The organism is Pararcticibacter amylolyticus, assembly GCF_003130405.1.
Classification (GTDB): Bacteria; Bacteroidota; Bacteroidia; order Sphingobacteriales; family Sphingobacteriaceae; genus Arcticibacter; species Arcticibacter amylolyticus.
In genome coordinates this window covers 14,166-34,328 of sequence record NZ_QEAS01000028.1, presented here as the reverse complement: position 1 = coordinate 34,328, position 20,163 = coordinate 14,166, and the positions used below count along the sequence as shown (strand labels likewise).

Annotated in this window: 11 protein-coding genes; 4 read left to right on the top strand and 7 right to left on the bottom strand. The window is 45.5% G+C overall.

The genetic code is table 11. The annotated features are described in order from the left end of the window. Positions 1-63 precede the first annotated feature (63 nt). Positions 64-1,077 (top strand): zinc-binding alcohol dehydrogenase family protein, encoded by a 1,014-nt coding sequence (locus DDR33_RS23075; RefSeq protein ID WP_109418170.1) that lies wholly within the window; start codon positions 64-66, stop codon positions 1,075-1,077. A 77-nt stretch (positions 1,078-1,154) separates the two neighbouring features. Here DDR33_RS23075 and DDR33_RS23070 read toward each other — a convergent pair whose 3' ends face one another. The 4 genes from DDR33_RS23070 to DDR33_RS23055 form a co-directional block, all read right to left on the bottom strand. Continuing rightward, the gene (locus DDR33_RS23070) at positions 1,155-2,813 is read right to left on the bottom strand and encodes a sodium/sugar symporter (RefSeq protein ID WP_109418169.1); all 1,659 of its coding nucleotides are present in this window, start codon (positions 2,811-2,813) and stop codon (positions 1,155-1,157) included. A 437-nt stretch (positions 2,814-3,250) separates the two neighbouring features. Continuing rightward, positions 3,251-5,422 carry a glycoside hydrolase family 3 C-terminal domain-containing protein gene (locus DDR33_RS23065; protein ID WP_238387921.1) on the bottom strand — a complete coding sequence of 724 codons (2,172 nt, stop codon included), beginning with the start codon at positions 5,420-5,422 and terminating at the stop codon, positions 3,251-3,253. A 127-nt stretch (positions 5,423-5,549) separates the two neighbouring features. Next, the gene (locus DDR33_RS23060; protein ID WP_109418167.1) at positions 5,550-8,390 is read right to left on the bottom strand and encodes a glycoside hydrolase family 31 protein; all 2,841 of its coding nucleotides are present in this window, start codon (positions 8,388-8,390) and stop codon (positions 5,550-5,552) included. Positions 8,391-8,519: 129 nt separating this feature from the next. Continuing rightward, positions 8,520-12,626, bottom strand: coding sequence for a hybrid sensor histidine kinase/response regulator transcription factor (locus DDR33_RS23055; protein ID WP_109418166.1), 4,107 nt, complete (start codon positions 12,624-12,626; stop codon positions 8,520-8,522). 297 nt (positions 12,627-12,923) lie between these two features. Between DDR33_RS23055 and DDR33_RS23050 the strand changes: the two genes are divergently transcribed. Then, positions 12,924-13,967: a LacI family DNA-binding transcriptional regulator gene (locus DDR33_RS23050; RefSeq protein ID WP_109418165.1), complete on the top strand. Its 1,044-nt coding sequence runs from the start codon at positions 12,924-12,926 to the stop codon at positions 13,965-13,967. 186 nt (positions 13,968-14,153) lie between these two features. On the opposite strand, the gene DDR33_RS23045 is transcribed toward DDR33_RS23050, so the two are convergent. From DDR33_RS23045 to DDR33_RS23035, 3 genes are all read right to left on the bottom strand, one after another. Beyond that, entirely contained in the window at positions 14,154-15,776 is a 1,623-nt protein-coding gene (locus DDR33_RS23045; protein WP_109418164.1) for an NADP-dependent glyceraldehyde-3-phosphate dehydrogenase, read from the bottom strand. A 245-nt stretch (positions 15,777-16,021) separates the two neighbouring features. Next, complete coding sequence (locus DDR33_RS23040) at positions 16,022-17,470, bottom strand: MFS transporter (RefSeq protein WP_109418163.1); 1,449 nt, start codon at positions 17,468-17,470, stop codon at positions 16,022-16,024. Positions 17,471-17,499: 29 nt separating this feature from the next. Further along, positions 17,500-18,162, bottom strand: a complete 663-nt coding sequence (locus DDR33_RS23035; protein ID WP_109418162.1) for a bifunctional 4-hydroxy-2-oxoglutarate aldolase/2-dehydro-3-deoxy-phosphogluconate aldolase — start codon at positions 18,160-18,162, stop codon at positions 17,500-17,502. A 318-nt stretch (positions 18,163-18,480) separates the two neighbouring features. Here DDR33_RS23035 and DDR33_RS23030 point away from each other — a divergent pair, with 318 nt between their 5' ends. Continuing rightward, positions 18,481-19,506: a sugar kinase gene (locus DDR33_RS23030; protein ID WP_109418161.1), complete on the top strand. Its 1,026-nt coding sequence runs from the start codon at positions 18,481-18,483 to the stop codon at positions 19,504-19,506. A 205-nt stretch (positions 19,507-19,711) separates the two neighbouring features. After that, entirely contained in the window at positions 19,712-20,161 is a 450-nt protein-coding gene (locus DDR33_RS23025; RefSeq protein ID WP_109418160.1) for a YhcH/YjgK/YiaL family protein, read from the top strand. Positions 20,162-20,163: the final 2 nt, after the last annotated feature.

Genomic DNA, 20,163 nt, shown 5'->3' with positions numbered 1-20,163 from the left:
AAAAGGTGCCTTCAGGGGAACTGGAGGGATAAGGTTTAAGAAGAGTTATAGAAAATCATATAAATGAAAACGTTAATTTGTACTACACCGGGACAGTTTGAATATGGAGAGAAGGAAAATCCCGTTTTAGAGAAGGATCATTCCATCTTAAGAATAAAGAGAATAGGGATCTGCGGCACAGATCTTCATGCATATGAAGGAACACAGCCTTATTTTGCTTATCCCCGCGTACTGGGCCACGAACTGGCAGCTGAATTCGTTGAAGGGGACAACGCGGAGGGTTTCATTCCGGGAGAACTGGTAACTTTTATCCCTTATTTCCACTGTGGTGAGTGTATCGCATGCCGCTCGGGCAAGCCAAACTGCTGCGCGAATATCAAAGTCTGCGGAGTTCACGTTGACGGAGGGATGGCAGAATACCTTTCTGTTCCTTCGCATTCTCTCATACACGGAGAGGGGCTGAGCTACGATGAGCTGGCCCTTGTCGAACCCCTCGCCATTGGCGCACACGGAGTGAGGAGAGCTGATGTCAAAGAAGGAGAATTTGTCCTGGTTATCGGGGCCGGCCCGATCGGTTTAGGGATTATGGAGTTTGCAAGAATTGCAGGCGGCCGGGTTATTGCAATGGATATCAATGACCATCGCTTATTTTTTTGCAAAGAAAAATTAAATGTAGAATATACGATTAATCCTTTAACTGAAGATGTTAATGACCGGCTCAGGGAGATCACCAACGGCGACTTCCCAACAGTGGTGATTGATGCCACAGGCAGCCAGAAGGCGATTAACAATGGTTTCCTTTACATGGCACACGGAGCCCGATATGTTCTTGTAGGACTACAGAAAGGAGAGCTGATCGTAAGCCATCCGGAATTCCACAAGAGAGAAGCAACCCTTATGAGCAGCAGAAATGCAACCCGTGAAGACTTCAGGCATGTTATATCATCCATGAAAAAAGGGCTGGTTAACCCGGCTACCTATATCACCCACCGGGTTCAGTTCGACGAAGTAAAAGATGAGTTTGCCGGATGGCTGAAACCGGAAAACGGTGTTATAAAGGCGATTATTGAGATGTAAAAGGGATAACGTCAAAACAAAAAAGAGGACACCAACCGGCGTCCTCTTTTTGTTTTATGATGAGATCTGACAGATCTCTACCAGAACATGGTATAAAGAGCAACCAGGATTCCGGTGATAATTAAAGAACCGGCGATAAATCCAGGGTTGGTTTTAAACATTTTTGTATCAATTTCAAGAGCTTCCGGTTTAACACCTTTGCGGGTCTCATATAAACTGATCAGGTACATCCCTACAATACAGATCACAAACACAAATCCCATACGGTCAAGGAACGGAATTTCGTAAAGGCCTGAAGCGTTTTGAATAGCGAAACCAAGAGGATGAAGGAAACTAAGATCCATCCATCCCGGAAGGAATTTGAATATTACGGAGAATATAAAACCTCCGATCGTCGCAAAAAGGGCAGCATTAGAAGTTGCCTTCTTCCAGAAGAAGCCGAGGATAAACATGGCGAAGATACCCGGAGATACGAAACCTGTATACTCCTGGATGTATTGAAATCCACCCTGCTTGTCCATTCCCAGGTGAGGTGCAATAACCACTCCCAGGATAGTCGAAACAATAACCGTGATCTTTCCTACTATAACTAGATTCTTCTCGCTGGCACCAGTATTAAAGACCTTCTTATAGATATCAAGTGTAAATATAGTCGCAATACTGTTTACTTTTCCTGCCAGTGAAGCTACCACAGCAGCAGTAAGGGCGGCAAAAGAAAGACCTTTTAATCCGACAGGAAGCAGGTTCAGGAGAACCGGATATGCACTGTCAGGATTTTCGATAGAAGTGAACGAACCAGATTCAGCCTTGTGAAGAACGTAAGCAGCGATTCCGGGAACAACGATCAGAACAGGCATTAACAGCTTCAGGAAAGCAGCAAAAAGAATCCCGGTACGGGCAGTCTTCAGGTCAGCACCTAACGCTCTCTGAACGATGTACTGGTTACATCCCCAGTAGTTCAGGTTCACAATCCACATACCACCCAGAAGGACAGAAAGACCAGGAAGATCAATGAAGTTGGGATCGCTCTTCGGGATGATCATTTTGAAATGCTCAGGAGCATGTGTGATCATTTGCTTGAAACCACCAATAATGCCGGGAGTACCAAAATGATCTGCAACCTGAGTTAAAGCAATGTAAGTAGTAGCGAGACCACCCAGGATCAGGAAGAATACCTGAACAACTGAGGTATACCCGATCACCTTCATTCCGCCGAGCGTAATGATAATGGAGAAGACCGCAAGGCCAATCATTGCCCAGTTCAGATCAATTCCGGAAACACCACTCACCGCAATCGCACCAAGATACATGATGGATGTCAGGTTTACAATAACGTATAATAACAACCAAAACACTGCCATTACCATCGCTACTGTGCCGTTATAGCGCTGATGCAGGAACTGCGGCATGGTATAGATCTTATTTTTAAGATATACGGGAATAAAAAACACAGCTACAAACACAAGTGTTACAGCAGCCATCCACTCATAGGTTGAGATCGCCAGTCCAATCTTGAAGCCCGATCCGCTCATCCCTACGAACTGTTCGGCAGAGATGTTTGACGAGATCAGGGAAGCCCCGATTGCCCACCAGGTTAAAGAGCCTTCTGCGAGGAAGTAATCTCTTGAGCCAGAGCTTTCAGATTTCTTCTTTGCGTAAATCCACCAGCCATATCCGGCAACCATCAAGAAGTAGATGAAGAAAATAATGTAATCGTTCGTTTCCAGCGTGTTCATTGAAATTCAGGTTTGCTAATCTTTTAATTTATTATATCGTTTTAATTGTTAATTTACTTTATAAATACCTCGTTCAGAAGTCCCTCGCAAAGGTATTATATTCTCGAAAATATGAATGAAATTCTACAAAAAACTATAACGCCCCTTTCATTTTTAACCAGCGCCGGCTTTTTCCCCCTTTCAAATACAAGAATTGGATAAGTGTAGAATTAACAATTCACCGGTTAAAGTAGGAATATTTATTTGGTTTTAAAAAGAGGTTTGGATTTTTTTCCGGAGAAATGGTAAAACTAAGCTTCTGCTGCTTGTTTATACTTTTCAAAAAAGATTGGTATTTTGTTAAAAAGGGTGTTAATATAACATGGAAACATCTTATACTCCACTGTAACTCAGTAAAAGCAAAGAGCCCGCTTATTGCGGGCTCTTTGCTTTTATCCTCACAATTTCACTTTGCTCTTCACTCTTATATCTCTTGAAGAACTTCCGGCCAGCAGTTCGAAATCACCTGCTTCCTGCACCCATTTCCCCGTCTTCTCATCGAAGAAACTGAATGCGTCTTTATCCAGACGGAACGCCACTGTAACTGACTCCCCCGGCTTAAGAAAGACCTTCTGAAATCCCTTCAGCTCCTTCTCAGGACGCTTTACAGATGCTTTTTTATCCTTAACATACAACTGGACCACCTCTGCTCCTGCCTTGATCCCTGTATTCTGTATGGTCATAGTAACCGTCACAAGGCCATTTGACACTGCGGTTGAGAGAGGGCTGTATCTGAAACTCGTATAAGACAAGCCATGTCCGAAAGGAAACAACGGCTGCACCTTATAAGTATCGAAATAACGGTATCCTACAAAAATATCTTCCTTATAATGAACGTTCACACTGTCCCCGGGATACTCACCCAGCTTATGAGCGGGAGAATCTTCCAGTTTTTTGGGGAAAGTCACCGTAAGCTTTCCTGAAGGGTTCACATCGCCAAAGATGATTTCAGCCAGTGCATCTCCGCCTTCCTGGCCGGGATACCCGGCTTGAATAATCCCCTTTACTTTGTCTGCCCATGCACTCATATCGATAGGGCCGCCTCCGTACAAAATGACGATAGTATTGGGGTTTGTCTTTGCCACAGCAGAGATCAGCTCATCCTGCCCAAAAGGCATTTTCATATCGGGCTTATCGTAACCCTCGGTGTCGTACTTATTATCATCCCATATCGCATAGTTATACCCATGAGTCCAGCCGCCAACCACAATCGCAATCTCTGAAGATCTTGCCGCTTCAACTGCTTTCTCTATCAGAGCAGGATCAGCCTTTGCATTACGGGCAATGGTATACCCCTGTTCAAAGCGAAGACCGATGCTATTACCCACAAGGTTCTGCAAGCCTTTAAGTGGCGTGATCTCATAACGGGGCCTCACCTGGGAACTCCCCCCTCCCATTGCGTTTTCCCGGTTTGCATTCGCCCCAATAACAGCAATCGTTTTGACAGACTGACGATTGAGCGGCAATACATTCTTTTTGTTCTGAAGAAGGATGATCCCCTCTTCAGCGACCTTTTTTGCAACAGCTGCGTGTTCTTTTGTCGCATATGTCCCCTGGGGCCGCTTGCCGAACATATGCGTCTTGAACATCACCCTCAGGATTCGTCTTACCTTCTCGTCGATCACCGACTCCTTTATCTCGCCGTTTCTTACCAGCTTCAGCGCCGGATCTGCAAAAAAGAACTTATTATAATCGGGATTAGGCATCATAGACAGATCGGTACCCATTTCCAGGTCTGCACCACCAAGCAGTGCTTCCTTTGTACTGTGGATAGCACCCCAGTCGCTCATAACCAAACCTTTGAACCCCCACTCGCCTTTTAGTATTTTATTGATGAGATAGTCGTTATAGGTGCAATATTCGCCTCTTAATTTATTGTAAGAGCCCATCACTGTATTTACATCCCCTTCAATCACCGCAGCCTTAAAGCCGGGAAGGTAGATTTCCTGCAAAGCCCGTTCGCTCATTTCAACATTGATCCCATCGCGCCTGATCTCCTGGTTATTTCCCATGTAATGCTTCAGGCTGGCAGATACTCCCTGATCCTGAACTCCCTTTATATAGCCCACCACCATTTTGGAAATGAGGTAGGGGTCTTCGCTCATATACTCAAAATTCCTTCCGTTCAGCGGGGTACGCATAATATTAATACCCGGTCCCAGAATGACGTCTTTCCCCCTGTAATTTGCTTCGCTGCCAAGCACAGAACCAAATGAGTAACCCAAATCAGGGTTCCACGTGGAGGCTAGGGTAATTCCTACCGGGAGATAAGTGGAAGAATCGTTCCCTTTATTGTCAAGGCTCCAGTCACGGCCATGTTCAGGCCTTACGCCATGCGGCCCGTCCGAGGTAGTAAGCTCCGGAATACTAAGCCGCGATACTCCGGCAGATGTGAAAGACGAATTAGCATGGATCATACCAATCTTTTCCTCCAGGGTCATCTTCCGGATCAGGTCATTTATTTTAGCTTCTACGGCTTCATCCGGCCACTTCTGGGCCTTCAGGCTTGTACTTGCAATTAAAAGGCATAGAAATGCCATAGTAAAAGATCCAGTTAGTTTGCTTCTCATTAATTTAAGTTTTATTTATTGTATCTGCTTCGCTTCGTATGTACTATATACCCAAACAGCCCGCATCAACAAGTACTTCTATATAGCAACAAGCTCGGGGAAGTGGCATAAATGTAGCTATTTGCTCCTACATCTTTACTATTATTTGCCTCCCCGAATATTTGATTTCAGTTTTCGCTTTCGCCCCGGGATCGAATGGCACCGCCTTTCCTGCTGTTACAAATATTACTCTGAATGTCCTGTTCTTCAGCATGCCGGGAAACTCCCCTTTTCTCTCCCCTATGGTCAGAGTTTCCGTTTTGTGACTATACGTGAGCGGTATAGTTGAATACATCCCCCGTTCGTAATTATAATTGACACCTTCATCTTCATATAAAGTGAAGGAGCCATCCTTGCCGGTATATACATACAGGATCACCGGATCAGCAGGCTTTTCTGATGTATACTGAAGATCGGGACCAAGGGGTAGTATCGCCCCTTCCTTCACAAAGAGCGGCATACGTTCGTAGGGGGCAACAGCATTGATCGTCCTTCCGCCAGCATAATACTTGCCGGAATACAGATCATACCACCCTGTTCTTTCCGGGAGATATACCTTCCGGCTTTTTGCTTTATATTCACATACAGGATTGATAAGCAGGGAAGGCCCGAACATATACTGGTCGTCAATATTACGCGCCGTGGTATCAGCCGGAAAATCCATCACCAGCCCCCTCATGATCGTATAGTTCCTGTGATAAGAGAGCCCGGCGAGAGAATAAATGTAGGGCATAAGACGATAGCGCAGCTTGTTGTAGTAAAGCATGCTGGAATATGCAGGATGTCCTTCAGGCGCAATGTTATAGATTTCACGGTAAGGATACTGCCCGTGTACACGGAACACCGGAGTAAACGCACCGAACTGGTACCAGCGGGTATTCATCTCTCTCCATTCATCAAGATCGGCTCCTGAAGGCTTTTCAAAACGCTTTTCTACGGAGAAACCGCCAATGTCCATCGTCCAGTAAGGCAATCCCGACAGGGAAAAATTAACCCCTGCGGAAATCTGGTCTTTCATGTCGTGCCAGCGTGAAGAGATATCTCCGCTCCACGTGACAGCGGCATACCGCTGCTGGCCGGCGTAAGCAGATCTCGTCAGGATAAACACACGGTCCTTAGAGTTCGCAGAACGCTGCCCTTCATAAATCCCCTTCGCATTCTGCAAAGGAAAAGCATTAAAATACCTTGTTGCTGATCCCTTTGAAGGGCTAAATATCGTTTTCCTGGTATCCGCATCCAGGTTTGAATGAATATCAGGTTCTGTTGCATCCAGCCACCATGCATCTATTCCCTTTTTATAAAGTTTATTGTTGATCAGATTCCAGAATCCGGCCCTGGCCTTACCATTGAACGGATCGTAAAACGTCGATGAATATCCTTTTGCGATCCAGTCTTTTCGTCCGTCTTCAATATTCCTCATATACAGCCAGCCGTTCTTTTCGAATTCTTTATAGGGATCAGTTCCCTCATAGAACTTCGGCCATACCGAAATCATAAAACGGGTGTTGTATTTAGTGTGAAGATCAGAGATCATCTTTTCAGGATCGGGGAACCGGGCGGATTCAAACTCCTGGCTCCCCCATTTATCTTCAGCCCAGTAAGACCAGTCGAGCACAATATTATCCAGAGGGATCTTTCTATCTCTGAATGTCTTTACAGTTGTCACGATCTCCTCCTGTGTTTTATACCTCTCCCGGCTTTGCCAGAAGCCCATTGCCCATTTTGGAACTATAGGAGCCTTTCCTGTCAGCGTACGGTAGCCGCTGATGACTTCGTCGATGTCATTTCCACTGACGAGGTAGTAATCAATCTGATCACCAGCTTCGGAGCTGAAAGCAAACTTATTCTGTAAAGCATCCGGAAGAGGGCTTAGCCACTTCACCGACAAATAGGATTCCCCGCCATCCGGGATCCACTCCATTGCCACGGCATACTTCTTCCCCTTTTCAAGATCATAAGGAATCTCTATTGCACCGGCATTCCAGGGCTGACGCCATTTCTCAGACTGTAGTTTCCCGTCAATCCAGATCTTAACGTAACCGGCATACTTCAGCAGAAAAGTATGACGGCCGGAGTAAGGTGATTCTATTTTACCTTCCCACCTGATTTTCCCTGCCGCCAGTTTAAAATCAGCAGGAAACTTGTTCATATCTTTCAGGAATGAATAATCTATATCTGACTCCGCCCTTACAACTGTTTTAGCAGGGTTATCAGCCTCCGTGTAAGTGGCAGTGAGCCAACCCGCTTTTTCATCCTTTGAATACAGCTTCAGATCGCCCAAAGGCTGAAACTCCCTCACATCTCCAGCCCGGGTGATGGAATAGTTATCCCACAGAATTCCGTAGCCCTTGCTGGATACAACAAATGGCACAGCCACGTCTGTATTATACTGGGAGAGAAGTACCTGGTGGCCCCGGTAATTCATCACTCCATTCTGATGTTGTCCAAGTCCGTAAAAAGCTTCAGAAGCGTCTGTTTCGAAGTCCTGTCTGATCCGGTAAAAGGAATCCCCCGAATAAGAGGCAGCAATAAAAGCAGACCCGTCTCCCGGTACCTCCCGGCAGATAGTATCTCCGTTGATGCCGGTAAAAGTAACTGCACCGTTGGCCAAGTCAACACTTGCATGTATCGCTGCCGTTTTGATCGTCACGGCATTCCCGGACCTCACCAGTTCCCAGCTTACCGGACGGGGGAGGCTATCCACAATCATCAGGCTCTTCCTGCCGCTAACCGTATTTAAAGGGGATGATGTTACCCGTATAATTTTGTCCGTCACTACTCTTACCTGTATGTCCTTTGAGACAGCAGGGCGACCGGCTCTTAAACTTATCAGGACTCCATCGTTTAGCTTTTTAACATCGGCTCCCTGTCCGGAAACGTTAGTGGCAGCACCACACAGAAAGAAGAACGTTAGTAATCGTATATACATAGCGGTTAATAATTGAAAACGTATGATCCGGAACGGCATCCGGTATTTTGTAAAGCTAGGCTTAACCGGAAATAGAGGAGGTATTGAATTGTTTCCAAATAGGTGTTAAAATGTTAACCAGAGAACAACTTAATGGCCTTTCTTCGCCCATACCGAAGGCAGAACACCGAACTCTGTCTTAAAGTACTTTGCGAAAACTTTAGGATTGTTAAATCCTGTCTGATAGGCTACCTCCGAAACCGTCAGCTGCGATTTCTCAAGCAGTTGAGATGCCCTCTTCAAACGGATCGTGCGAATAAAGCCGACAGGTGTTTGCCGGGTTAACTGAAGAAGTTTCTTGTATAAAGCCACCCGGCTCATGGCCATCTCCCTGCTCAGCTCTTCTACCGAGAATTCGGCGTTAGCGATGTTCTTTTCTACAATTGCAAGAGCCTGCCTGATAAACTTCTCATCTGCCGGAACTACTCCCGCTTCAGTTGGCACAGCATCGATCTGCCGTTGATAAGTTTTGCGCATAGACTCTTGTTGCTCACACAAGTTGCGGATCTTCGATGCGAGTACTTCAAAACTGAAAGGCTTTGTCATGTAATCATTGGCCCCAATTCCGAGGCCTCGCAAAAGCATCTCTTCCCCGGTCATCGCGGTAAGCAGAATAATTGGAATATGCATCGTCCGCTTGTCTTGACGGATCTTTCTGCAAAGGTCAATTCCGCTCATCTCGGGCATACTGATGTCGGAGACTATCAGATCAGGCTGTTCAGCTAGTGCCCTGCTCCATCCCTCTTTTCCGTCCGCCGCTTCCGAAAGGATATAATAGTGCCTGAGGTTCTCTTTCAGATAAAACCTGAAATCTTCATTATCCTCGATCAACAGGACACGACGTTTTTTATAGCCGGCACCGGATGGAACTGCCTCTTTACTTTCATCTGCATGGGCGTGCTCCGGAAGAATCAAAGACGGTGGCACCATAGCCGTAGCGGGTGTTCCTGCATCTGTTTTCACCACTGTACCGAAAGGCAGTTCTACAATAAAGCAACTGCCCTTGTCCTGTTCGCTTTCCACTCTTATAGTCCCGCCATGAAGGTTTACAAACTCACGGGTGATGGCAAGGCCGATACCACTGCCCTGGTTGACTAAGGATCCGGGAATATCGTGCTGAAAGAAACGTTCAAAGATCTTTTCCTGCTTATCCCGCGGAATTCCTATACCGCTATCTTTTACAAGGATGACCAGCACACTATCGCCCTGTTTCTCTACGACCTTCATATCGAGCTTGACAGAGCCGCCGTCAGGAGTAAACTTAAACGCATTGGAGAGCAGGTTAAAAAGAATCCGCCCGATCTTGTCATGATCAAAATGAACGGTATAAGATCCTGCATCCGGACAGAAGGAAAAATCTATGCCTTTCTTCTCAGCAAGATCCATGAAAGACTCAAAGCTTTCCCTGGCAAAAGCAACGATGTCGCCTTCCTCCGGATGCAGCCTGAGTTCATTGACTTCCATTCTCCTGAAGTCCATCAGCTGGTTTACCAGGTTTAAAAGGCGGCTGGCATTTCTCCGTATCATCATCAGATGATGCTTATCTGCGGTGCTGACGGCAGTCCTGAGCAGATTATCCAGCGGACTGAGAATGAGGGAAAGAGGAGTCCGGAACTCGTGGCTTACATTCGTAAAAAACTTAATCTTCATCATATCCAGTTCATGCATTCTCCGGGCTTCCTCCCGTTCCTGCTCAAGGACAAATTGCTCCCGGAGCTTCCGTATAGCTCTGTGCCGGATAAATATCAGTATCAGAAAGAGGCATACGGCATATATGCAATAAGCCAGAGGTGTTTTCCAGAACGGAGGCAGTATCTTTATTTTGAGACTCGCCCCCCTGTTATTCCATATTCCGCTGTCATTTGAAGCTCTTACCCTGAAAATATAATCGCCGGGATCAAGGTTCGTGAAGGTAGCTTTCCTGTTTTTGCTGTCGGTAGTAAGCCATTTGTCATTAAACCCTTCCAGGATATAGGCATATTTATTCTTCGGGGCATTTGAATAATTCAGGGCGGCAAATTCTACAGAAAACACATTCTGGTCATAATCAAGTGTAACTTCCCGGGATTCTGTAACAGAGTGTTCCAGGATCTTTTTTCCCGAAAATAACTGGCCTGGCCTTATATCCTGGTTAAAGAGCTGAAAACCGGTCAGCACAACCTCAGGAGCATCTCTGTTTATGCCGATATTGCCGGGCCGGAAAATATTAAAGCCATTTGCACCTCCAAAGATCAGTTCTCCCTGCCTGGTACTGAGGGCTGCATTCTCATTAAACTGCCATCCCTGCAATCCATCCGTCTTATCATAGTTCCGGATAGTGAAAGAGTTAAGAGACCCTTCTTTTCCAATGATGATATTGGAGAGCCCCCGGGGCGTGCTTGTCCATATATTACCATTACGGTCTTCGAGGATGGTTAGTACAGTATTGTCTGCAAGCCCGTTTTGCACGCGGACAGCTTCAAAGTAATTATTTGCCGGCTTATAAATATTTAATCCCTCCTGGGTGCCTACCCACATCCATCCCCGGCTGTCTTTCAGGAGAGACATGACGTTATCGTTGCTTAAACTTCCTCCATCGCGTTCAGAATGAGCAAAGTGCTTAAACCAGCCACTCTTTTTCACCCAAATATCTACGCCCCTGTCCGTTCCGATCCAGATGTTCCCGCTGGAGTCTTCTTCCAGGGCAGCTATATAATTTGATTTGATAGTACTGGTGCCCGGGCCAGCCCTTAACTGCCTGACAAGCCGCCTGTCTGCATCGAACACGTTGATCCCGCCTGCGAGGGTACCTACCCAGAGATATCCTCCTGAATCCTCAAACAGCTCCCATACCCTATCATCTGAAAGAGACTTCGGGTCCGTACGGCTGTTCCGGTAGTGAGTAAATTGCTTTCCGTCAAAGCAGTCGAGCCCCCCAAAATAAGTTCCGATCCACAGCTTCCGATTCCGGTCTATCCACAGGCTGACAACAACATCATTGGCAAGGCTGTTAGGTTGATCGGGCTGATGCCTGAAACGTTTGAACAGGTTTTGACGGCGGTCGAAGTAAATCAGCCCTCCCCCGTTTGTGCCGATCCACAGATTCCCTTTATCGTCTTCAGCAAAACGGTTCACATCTTCAAAAGGAAGGCTTCCCTCATCTCCCGGCCGGTGCGAATACAAAGGAAACCGGATCATCCCCTCGTGATAATAACTCACTCCCTGTTTAAAAGTCCCCACCCAGATCGTACCGGTATTGTCTGCATAAATAACCGGAGTACTGTTCTGGGCAAGGCTCTTGTCATCAGATTCCTGGTTGAGGAGCAGCTGAACCGTCTTACCTCCTTTATCTATCAGGTTGATCCCCCCGTGATCGGTGCCGATCCATATAATCCCTTTCCTATCCTGGCTTATGCTGTAAATATTGTTCGTGCTTAACCTGACCAGACCAGGATCTTTGGTATAGTGTTCTCTTTCTCCCCGTCTGCTGATATAAAATACCCCAAGAGGCCGGTCGGCGGAATAAATCCAGGCATCGTTATCAGCATCTGTGAAAATCCGGTATACTGCCTTTTCCGGCTCGGCTGCTACCTTTATCCTTTTGAGGAGTTTGTTAGTTTGTGCTCCCGCAACTATTATCAGTCCGTCTCTGTGAACTACCCAAACATTACCGTCACGACTTATAGCCAGGGAAGTTGCAGGCGCAGAAGAGGCAGTTCGCCACAATAGCCGCGCTTTGTCCCCCTGCTCACGGTACTTATATACGCCCGCACTGGTTATCAGCCAGAACGTGCCTCTTCCATCACCTCTTATGTCGGAGAGCTGACCGCTCACTCCTATCTTTTCCAGGAACCGCCCGGGCCGTCTGTCAAAGTTCTCCTTCTGCGGATCATAAATTACATATCCGGTCCGGGTCTGTACCCATAATTTACCATGAGGCCCCGCCTGGATGTTCATAACATTATCGTCACTGAGGGAAGAGGTGTCCCGGCGGTTATGTTTAAAGACCCTGAATCCGTACCCGTCATACCGGTTCAGACCGGACATAGTTCCAAACCACATAAATCCTCTCTGATCTTTTAAAATGCATTTAACAAGATTATGAGAAAGTCCGTCGGATATGCTTAACCGGGCGAACTGATAACGATCAGCCTGTGCCCGTATTACATGGATACTGGAAACAAGGAATAAGAAAGGTAACCAGACCAATTTCCGCATCGTTTATAGATTAGTTCTTCTAAAAACCAGGAGGCATTCAGTTAAGAAGCTAAGTTAACACTTCCTGAATAATTCAGCACTCCTTATTTCAGGGGATTCTTAAGAGAGCAGCACGATCCGTATTTTCCCCTTATAGCAGGAACACTGGATATAAAAGCATTCACTGGTACCGCAGGGCGTGGGTTCCACAGGTATCCCGGGCATATCGTAACTGTTACCAGAAAAAACAATTAACTTGGTCACCGATTACACTTTCCGGGAAGAGAATTCATATCCGGGCCTCTCATTGCGAACAACATGCAACCAGAAAAAGAAGTAACGATATACGACATAGCAAAAGCCCTCAATATATCGCCAGCAACTGTCAGCCGGGGACTTAAAGATCATTCTGCTATCAGTAAAAATACGAGGAAGCGCATCTTTGAAGCAGCTCAGGCTATGGGATACCGGTTTAACAGCTTTGCAAGCAACTTAAGGCGGCAGAAGACCAATACTATCGGCGTTATCGTTCCGCGCCTGAACAGCGCATTTATGTCGGACGCCATAGCAGGGATGGAGAAGGTGTTAAACGAAGCCGGTTATAATCTGATCATCAGTCAATCGCTTGAAGACACAGGGAAGGAGGAAAAAAATGCAGTTACTATGTTCAACAGCAGAGTGGACGGACTCATTGTTTCCCTGTCCTATAATACCCGGGCTATCCCGCATTTTGAGCAATTTATAAGAAGAGGCATCCCCCTGATCTTCTTTGACCGCATTTATGAAGATTCCGAATGCCCTTCTATTGTAATTAATAATTACGAGGCCGCCTACGGGATCACTACACATCTTATCGGCGAGGGGTGTAAAAGAATCGTTCACATAACAGGGAACGAGTCGGGAAATGTGTACCGCCAACGGTTTGAGGGATACAGGGATGCCTTAAAAGACGGGGGAATAGAGTGGGATAAACAGTGTCTCATTGTCAATACACTTACTTCCGGCGACGGAGAACATGCCGCGGAGGCAATCCTCAAAATGAAAAGAAGGCCCGACGGGATCTTTGTTGCCAATGATAATTGCGCGGTGTCCTGCATGTTATCCCTGAAGAGACAAGGGATCAAAGTTCCTGATGATATTGCTATTGCCGGATTTAACAATGACCCCATATCGAGGGTGGCCGAACCCAACCTGACCACTATTGACTATAAAGGTTATGAAATGGGAGAGGTAGCCGCCAAAACCCTGATAGACCGTCTCAACGGAACCTCCGGTGTCCCGATCACCAACAGCCTCATTTTAAAACATGAAATAATTGTAAGAGACTCCTCTTTAAAGAACAGCAGAACTAAACACAGATAGGAAAAACACCTGATAAAAAACGGCCCCGCAACTAAAAGCCGCAGAGCCGTTTGTAACTATGTTATCTTCAAATGCGTTACACGAAGAGAAGACGAAAACTCCCCCCTCAGACCAAATCCCCTCCAGTCAGTTTCCTCTCACAACTCATAACCCATCCCTCTCTTACAATTTACTACTTATAACTCACTAAAAGATATACTTCGTACTTAAGAAATTAGAAGTCTGTTCAGTCACGATGTCGTTAATCAGCTTTTTATTGTTCTCATTCAGTTTGGTTGCCACCAGAGACCGGATGGAGAACGAACGTAAAGCATCGTGTACAGAAAGCGTACCTTCTGCACTGTCTTTACGTCCTGTAAAAGGAAACACATCGGGACCACGCTGACACTGAGCATTGATGTTCACCCGGCTTACCAGATTCACAAAAGGATCTATCAGGGCAGACACTTCCTCGGCGTCATTACTGAAAATACTTACCTGCATTCCGTGAGGTGAATCGATCTGGTACTGGATCGGCTCTTCAATAGATTCAAACGGAATCACCGGAATAACAGGACCAAACTGTTCTTCCCTGTACAGCTTCATCTTTTCAGTTACCGGATAAACAACCGCCGGATAGAAGAAAGACGCATGCGTCTCGCCGCCATGCTCATTTACCACCCTGGCACCATTTGCAATGGCATCGTCTATGCACTCCTTCAGATATGCCGGCTTTCCGGGTTCTGTAACCGGGGTAAGTTTCACATCTTTATCCCATGGCAGGCCACATTTTAGTTTAGCGATCTCTTCTCCCAGAAGCTTCAGAAATTCATCTGCGATATCCTTATGCACAAAGATCATTTTGATCGCGGTACAACGCTGGCCATTGAAGGATAAAGCCCCCAGGATACATTCGCTTACAGAGAGTTTAAGGTCTGCGTTCTTTGTCACAATAGCGGCATTCTTCGCATCAAGGCTTAACACAGCCCTGAGCCTGTTAATTTTCGGATGCCGTTTTTTAAGATCGTTAGCAACCTTGCTCGACCCGATAAATGCCAGGACATTGATTTTACCACTCGCCATTAAACCCGGAGTTACAACAGCCCCGCGACCATAAATAGTGTTTACAACACCTTTAGGGAATGATTCCTGGAATGCTTTCAGCAATGGATAGTGAAGCAGGGTACCATGCTTGGGTGGTTTGAATAAAAGAGTGTTCCCCATTAAAATGGCGGGGATAAGCGTAGTAAACGTTTCATTGAGAGGATAGTTAAAAGGCCCCATACAGAGCACTACCCCTATCGGGGAACGCCTTATCTGGGCTACTACCCCTTCCTCGATTTCAAACCTTGACGACTGCCGGTCGATATCCTTAAGCGCATCTATAGTCGCGTTGATATATTCGACAGTACGGTCAAACTCCTTGGTCGAATCAGCGTATGATTTACCGATCTCCCACATGATAAGCTTTACGATCAGATCGCGCTGTTCGCCCATCTTAAAGATGAACCGTTCCATGCATTTAATACGTCCGTCGATACTCATGGTCGGCCACTCGCCACGGCCATTGTCGTAAGCTGCTATAGCCGCATCAAGCGCTTCTGTAGCCTCCTTCTCCGTACATACCGGGTATGTACCGATCAGCTTTCTCTTCAGCCCTTCAGGAGTGGGAACACATACTGGTGAGTAGACTTCACTCACCGCCCCGTTCCAGGGGCGCATCTCTCCATCGCTGAGATACTCCCGCTGGTGTATCTCCCCGATGAGGAATTCCGGCGGGATCTGATCCTCCGGAACAAAAATTGATTCAAGATTTAACTTTTCACTCATAATCGTGTGTTAATTCGATAATTAAAGGTCCCGGACAGGGAACCCGCATTTTATCATAGCCAAACGTCAGAAGGTAATTGTAATGTTACAAACTTAGACGAATTGTTGTCATCTGCAAACAAACGGACTTTCAACCGGATTGCTTCCTGTTAAATTTTACAGTAAGAAAACATGGAATCAGATGTGTGCATAAAAAAAGATCCCTGGCACCAAAGCCAGGGATCTTTTATATTCTTTGGTTCCTTTTACAAATCTGTGATAGGTTTATATTGAGGAACTAAGGATTTCATTACCACCCAACCGATCAGGTAGAGAACCGCACAAATTGAGAAGATGATAAAATAACCTGCCTCTTCTCCCTTAAAGCCCATGAATACCATTTGAGTCTGGCCTGCATAATCAAACAGCACACCCGAACTTTTATTGATAATAAATGAACCTAAGCCGCCGGCCATTCCACCAATACCGGTGATAGTAGCGATTGCTTTCTTTGGAAACATATCCCCTACCGTAGAGAATATATTTGCAGACCATGCCTGATGCGCTGCACCCGCTATACCGATGATGATTACCGGTAGCCAGTAAGTATACTTACCTAATGGTTGTGCCAGCAATGCTAACAGCGGGAAGAATGCAAAGATCAGCATCGCTCTCATCCTGCCCTCGTAAGGATTCATGCCCTTCTTATCAACAAAATAAGACGGCAGCCATCCTCCAATGATCGCAAGCAGGGTGATCATGTAAAGAACAAATAATGGCAATGCACTTTCAGTCGAATCCATACCGTAAACGGAGCTCAGGTAAGCCGGTGTCCAGAAAAGGAAGAACCACCATACCCCGTCGGTCATGAATTTACCAAAAGCAAAAGCCCAGGTTTGTTTATACTTAAAGCAATCAGCAAACGAAGTCTTCTTCGAGGCCACCTCAGGCGTTGCGGTTATCTCAACAATCTTGATGTCAACCAGCGTGTCCTGCTGAATATAGGCCAGTTCAAGGGCATTTACCCTTGGATGAACTTCGGGCTTCTTATAAATAAACACCCAGAACCCCATCCATACAAAGCCAAGAGCTCCGATAATGATGAAAGACATTTCCCAGCCATACGCTGCAGCGATAAACGGAATCGAAACAGGAGCAGCCAGTGCTCCTACTGTAGCACCTGCGTTAAAGATACTGGTAGCCAGTGCCCGGTCTTTCTTTGGAAAGTACTCGGCAGTGGCCTTGATCGCCGCAGGAAAGTTACCCGCTTCACCAAAAGCAAGTACAATACGGGCAATGATGAACAAAGTAACACTTACGGACACGATCTTGCTCACATTGTCAACTGTCCCGATTGCCTCTTTCGCTCCCTCAAACCCGACAAACCAGTTGCCCGTAAGCATCCCGGATGTTGCAATTCCGCAAAAAGCATGAAGACATGCACCCAGCGACCAGATTCCGATTGCCCACAGGAAACCTTTCTTGGTATCCAGCCAGTCTACGAAACGGCCTGCAAACAGCATACTTGCCGCATAAAAAACAGAAAATAGGGCAGTGATATTTCCGTAATCATTGTTGGTCCAATGAAACTCCGGTGCAATAAAGTCCTTCCAGGTAAGTGAAAGAACCTGACGGTCCAGGTAATTAATCGTGGTAGCGAAAAACAACATGGCGCAAATCGTCCATCTGTAGTTCCCTATTTTATTTGATTCCATTCGTTTAATTAAAATTAGGTAATGTTAGCTTATTTCTTGCATGACTGAACGATCTCTAACGCCTGTTTGGTCAGCGCGATCAGTTCGTCATACTTCTTGTTTTCCATAATATCCTTGGTAACAAGCTTACTTCCCATACCTACAGCACAGACGCCTGCTTTAAACCAGCCTGCAATGTTATCCTTATCCAGGTCAACACCACCGGTAGGCATAAACAGCAGGTTAGGGAAAAGTTCTTTAATTGCAGAAAGGAAAGAAGGGCCGAGGATGTTGCCGGGGAAAAGCTTCACGAATTTCGCACCTAACTTTTCAGCCTTGATGATCTCTGTAGGAGTCATACAACCAGGTATCCACAACATATTGTTCTTGTCAGCTACTTCTGCTGCATCTTCCACAAGTCCCGGGCTGATAATATAATCTGCTCCTGCATCAATAAATGCCTGTGCAGAGGCAGCATCCTTAATAGTACCCACACCCAGATACATTCCCTTCAGTTCAGTCTCACATACTTCACGCATGGCAGCGAAATTCTTTAAAGCCGCTTCACCCCGGTTAGTATATTCTACCGACCGTATACCAGCACTGTATAAAGCTTTCAGCAATTCAATACTCGTCTGAGTATCTTTATTGAAATACAACGGCAATATACCCTGTTCAGGTATCACTTTCAAAAGTTCTGATTTCTTATCCATATTATAATCGTAATTTCCGGTAATATAATGAGGGCTAATGTATAAAAATTATGGTAACTTTATACCGCCGATGACTAGAATCACATATTAAAACCAGCTCAATTATTGCCAATTTCACAATAAACAACAAGAATCATTAACAGAATATCAATATATCATTTTAAATATAGTTTAATATACTAACCGGAAACGATTGCGTAAATTTTTTATGCAATAAGCCCGTAAGCCCTACTAACTCAGGAACTATGATGTACTTTTGGTACACTTTTGAAAGAAGAATTAAAGTAAACCTTTTTATATATAAAATAAAGATTAAATATGTCTAAAAAAGTTGTAACACTGGGAGAAATCATGATGCGTTTATCAACTCCCGGATTTGAGCGGTTTGTACAGAGCGACAGCTTTGATGTAACCTATGGTGGAGGGGAAGCTAACGTAGCTGTAGCAGTATCTAACTATGGTTTGAACGGAGTATTTGTGTCTAAAGTTCCTGATAATGCATTAGGACAGGCTGCAATCAATCATATCAGAAGATATGGTGTAGACACTCAGTTCGTAGCAAAGGGCGGAAAAAGACTCGGTATCTATTTCCTTGAAACCGGAGCTTCTATGCGTGCTTCTCAGGTTATCTACGACCGTGCAGATGCATCGATTGCAGATGTAGACGTATCAGAATTTGATTTCGATAAGATCTTCGAAGGTGCTGACTGGTTCCACACTACCGGTATCACTCCTGCATTAAGTGATAAAGCTGCTGCTCTTACTGAAGCTGCGTTAAAAGCTGCTAAAGCAAAAGGTATCACAACTAGTATCGACCTTAACTACCGCAAAAAATTGTGGAGCAAGGAAAAAGCAAGAGAAGTGATGACCAATCTTTGCCAGTACGTAGACGTTTGTATCGGTAACGAAGAAGATGCTGAAACAACATTAGGATTTAAAGCTGAAGGTACAGATATTACAAAAGGTGAATTGAATCTTGGTGGGTACAAATCTGTATTCCAGCAGATGAAAGAAAAGTTCGGTTTTAAATATATCGCTTCTACCCTTCGCGAAAGCCATAGTGCTTCTGACAACGGATGGTCAGCTTTAGTTTACGACGGAAATGAGTTCTACCACACAAAACAATACCAGGTACGTATCGTTGACCGTGTAGGTAGCGGCGACTCCTTCGCCAGTGGATTCATCTATGGCCTGGTAACAGGTATGCCAATGGGTGAAGCTGCTGAATTCGGTGTAGGTGCTTCTGCATTAAAACACACCATTCCGGGCGATCTTAACCACGCTACGCTTTCTGAAGTACAAACCCTGATCAAAGGCGACGCTTCAGGACGCGTTCAGAGATAATTGCATTCCTTCGGGAATTTTGCTACATACTTAAAAGATCCGCCCTCGCATTTATGCAACCGGCGGATTTTTTTTAAGTTAAAAGCCAGAACTTTAATATAAGTTAAAAGTAGAAAGTTGAAAGTTGAAAGCCGGAGCACAAACTCAACGCTGAAGTACAACCCAGAACTTTAAACTCTTAACTTTAACCTTTAAACTCACAGAAATGATAATTGATTCACTCGAAAATGCTGGAAAATACACCAGCGTTCATCCTAGTTTCGCAAAAGCTTTTGAATACCTAAATAGCCAGGACCTTGCAGCTCTGGAACCCGGAAAGTTCGTCATCGAGGAAGGCACCCTGAATGCTGCTGTTTCAGCTAAAGAGGGAGTAAAGACTGAAGACGCCAAGTTTGAAGCACACAACAACTTTATCGATATACAGGTATGTATCTCAGGTAAAGAAAAGATGGGCTGGAGCACACGCAGCCAGTGTACCAATCCTGTTGCTGAGTACAATCCCGAAAAAGACGTAATTTTCTTTAATGATACACCAGGAATGTACTTTGAACTGCTTCCAGGCCAATTCGCCATCTTCTTCCCTGAAGACGCACACGCACCCATGATTGGCGAAGGTGTTATCAAAAAGCTCGTCGTGAAGGTGAAAAAGGCGTAAAA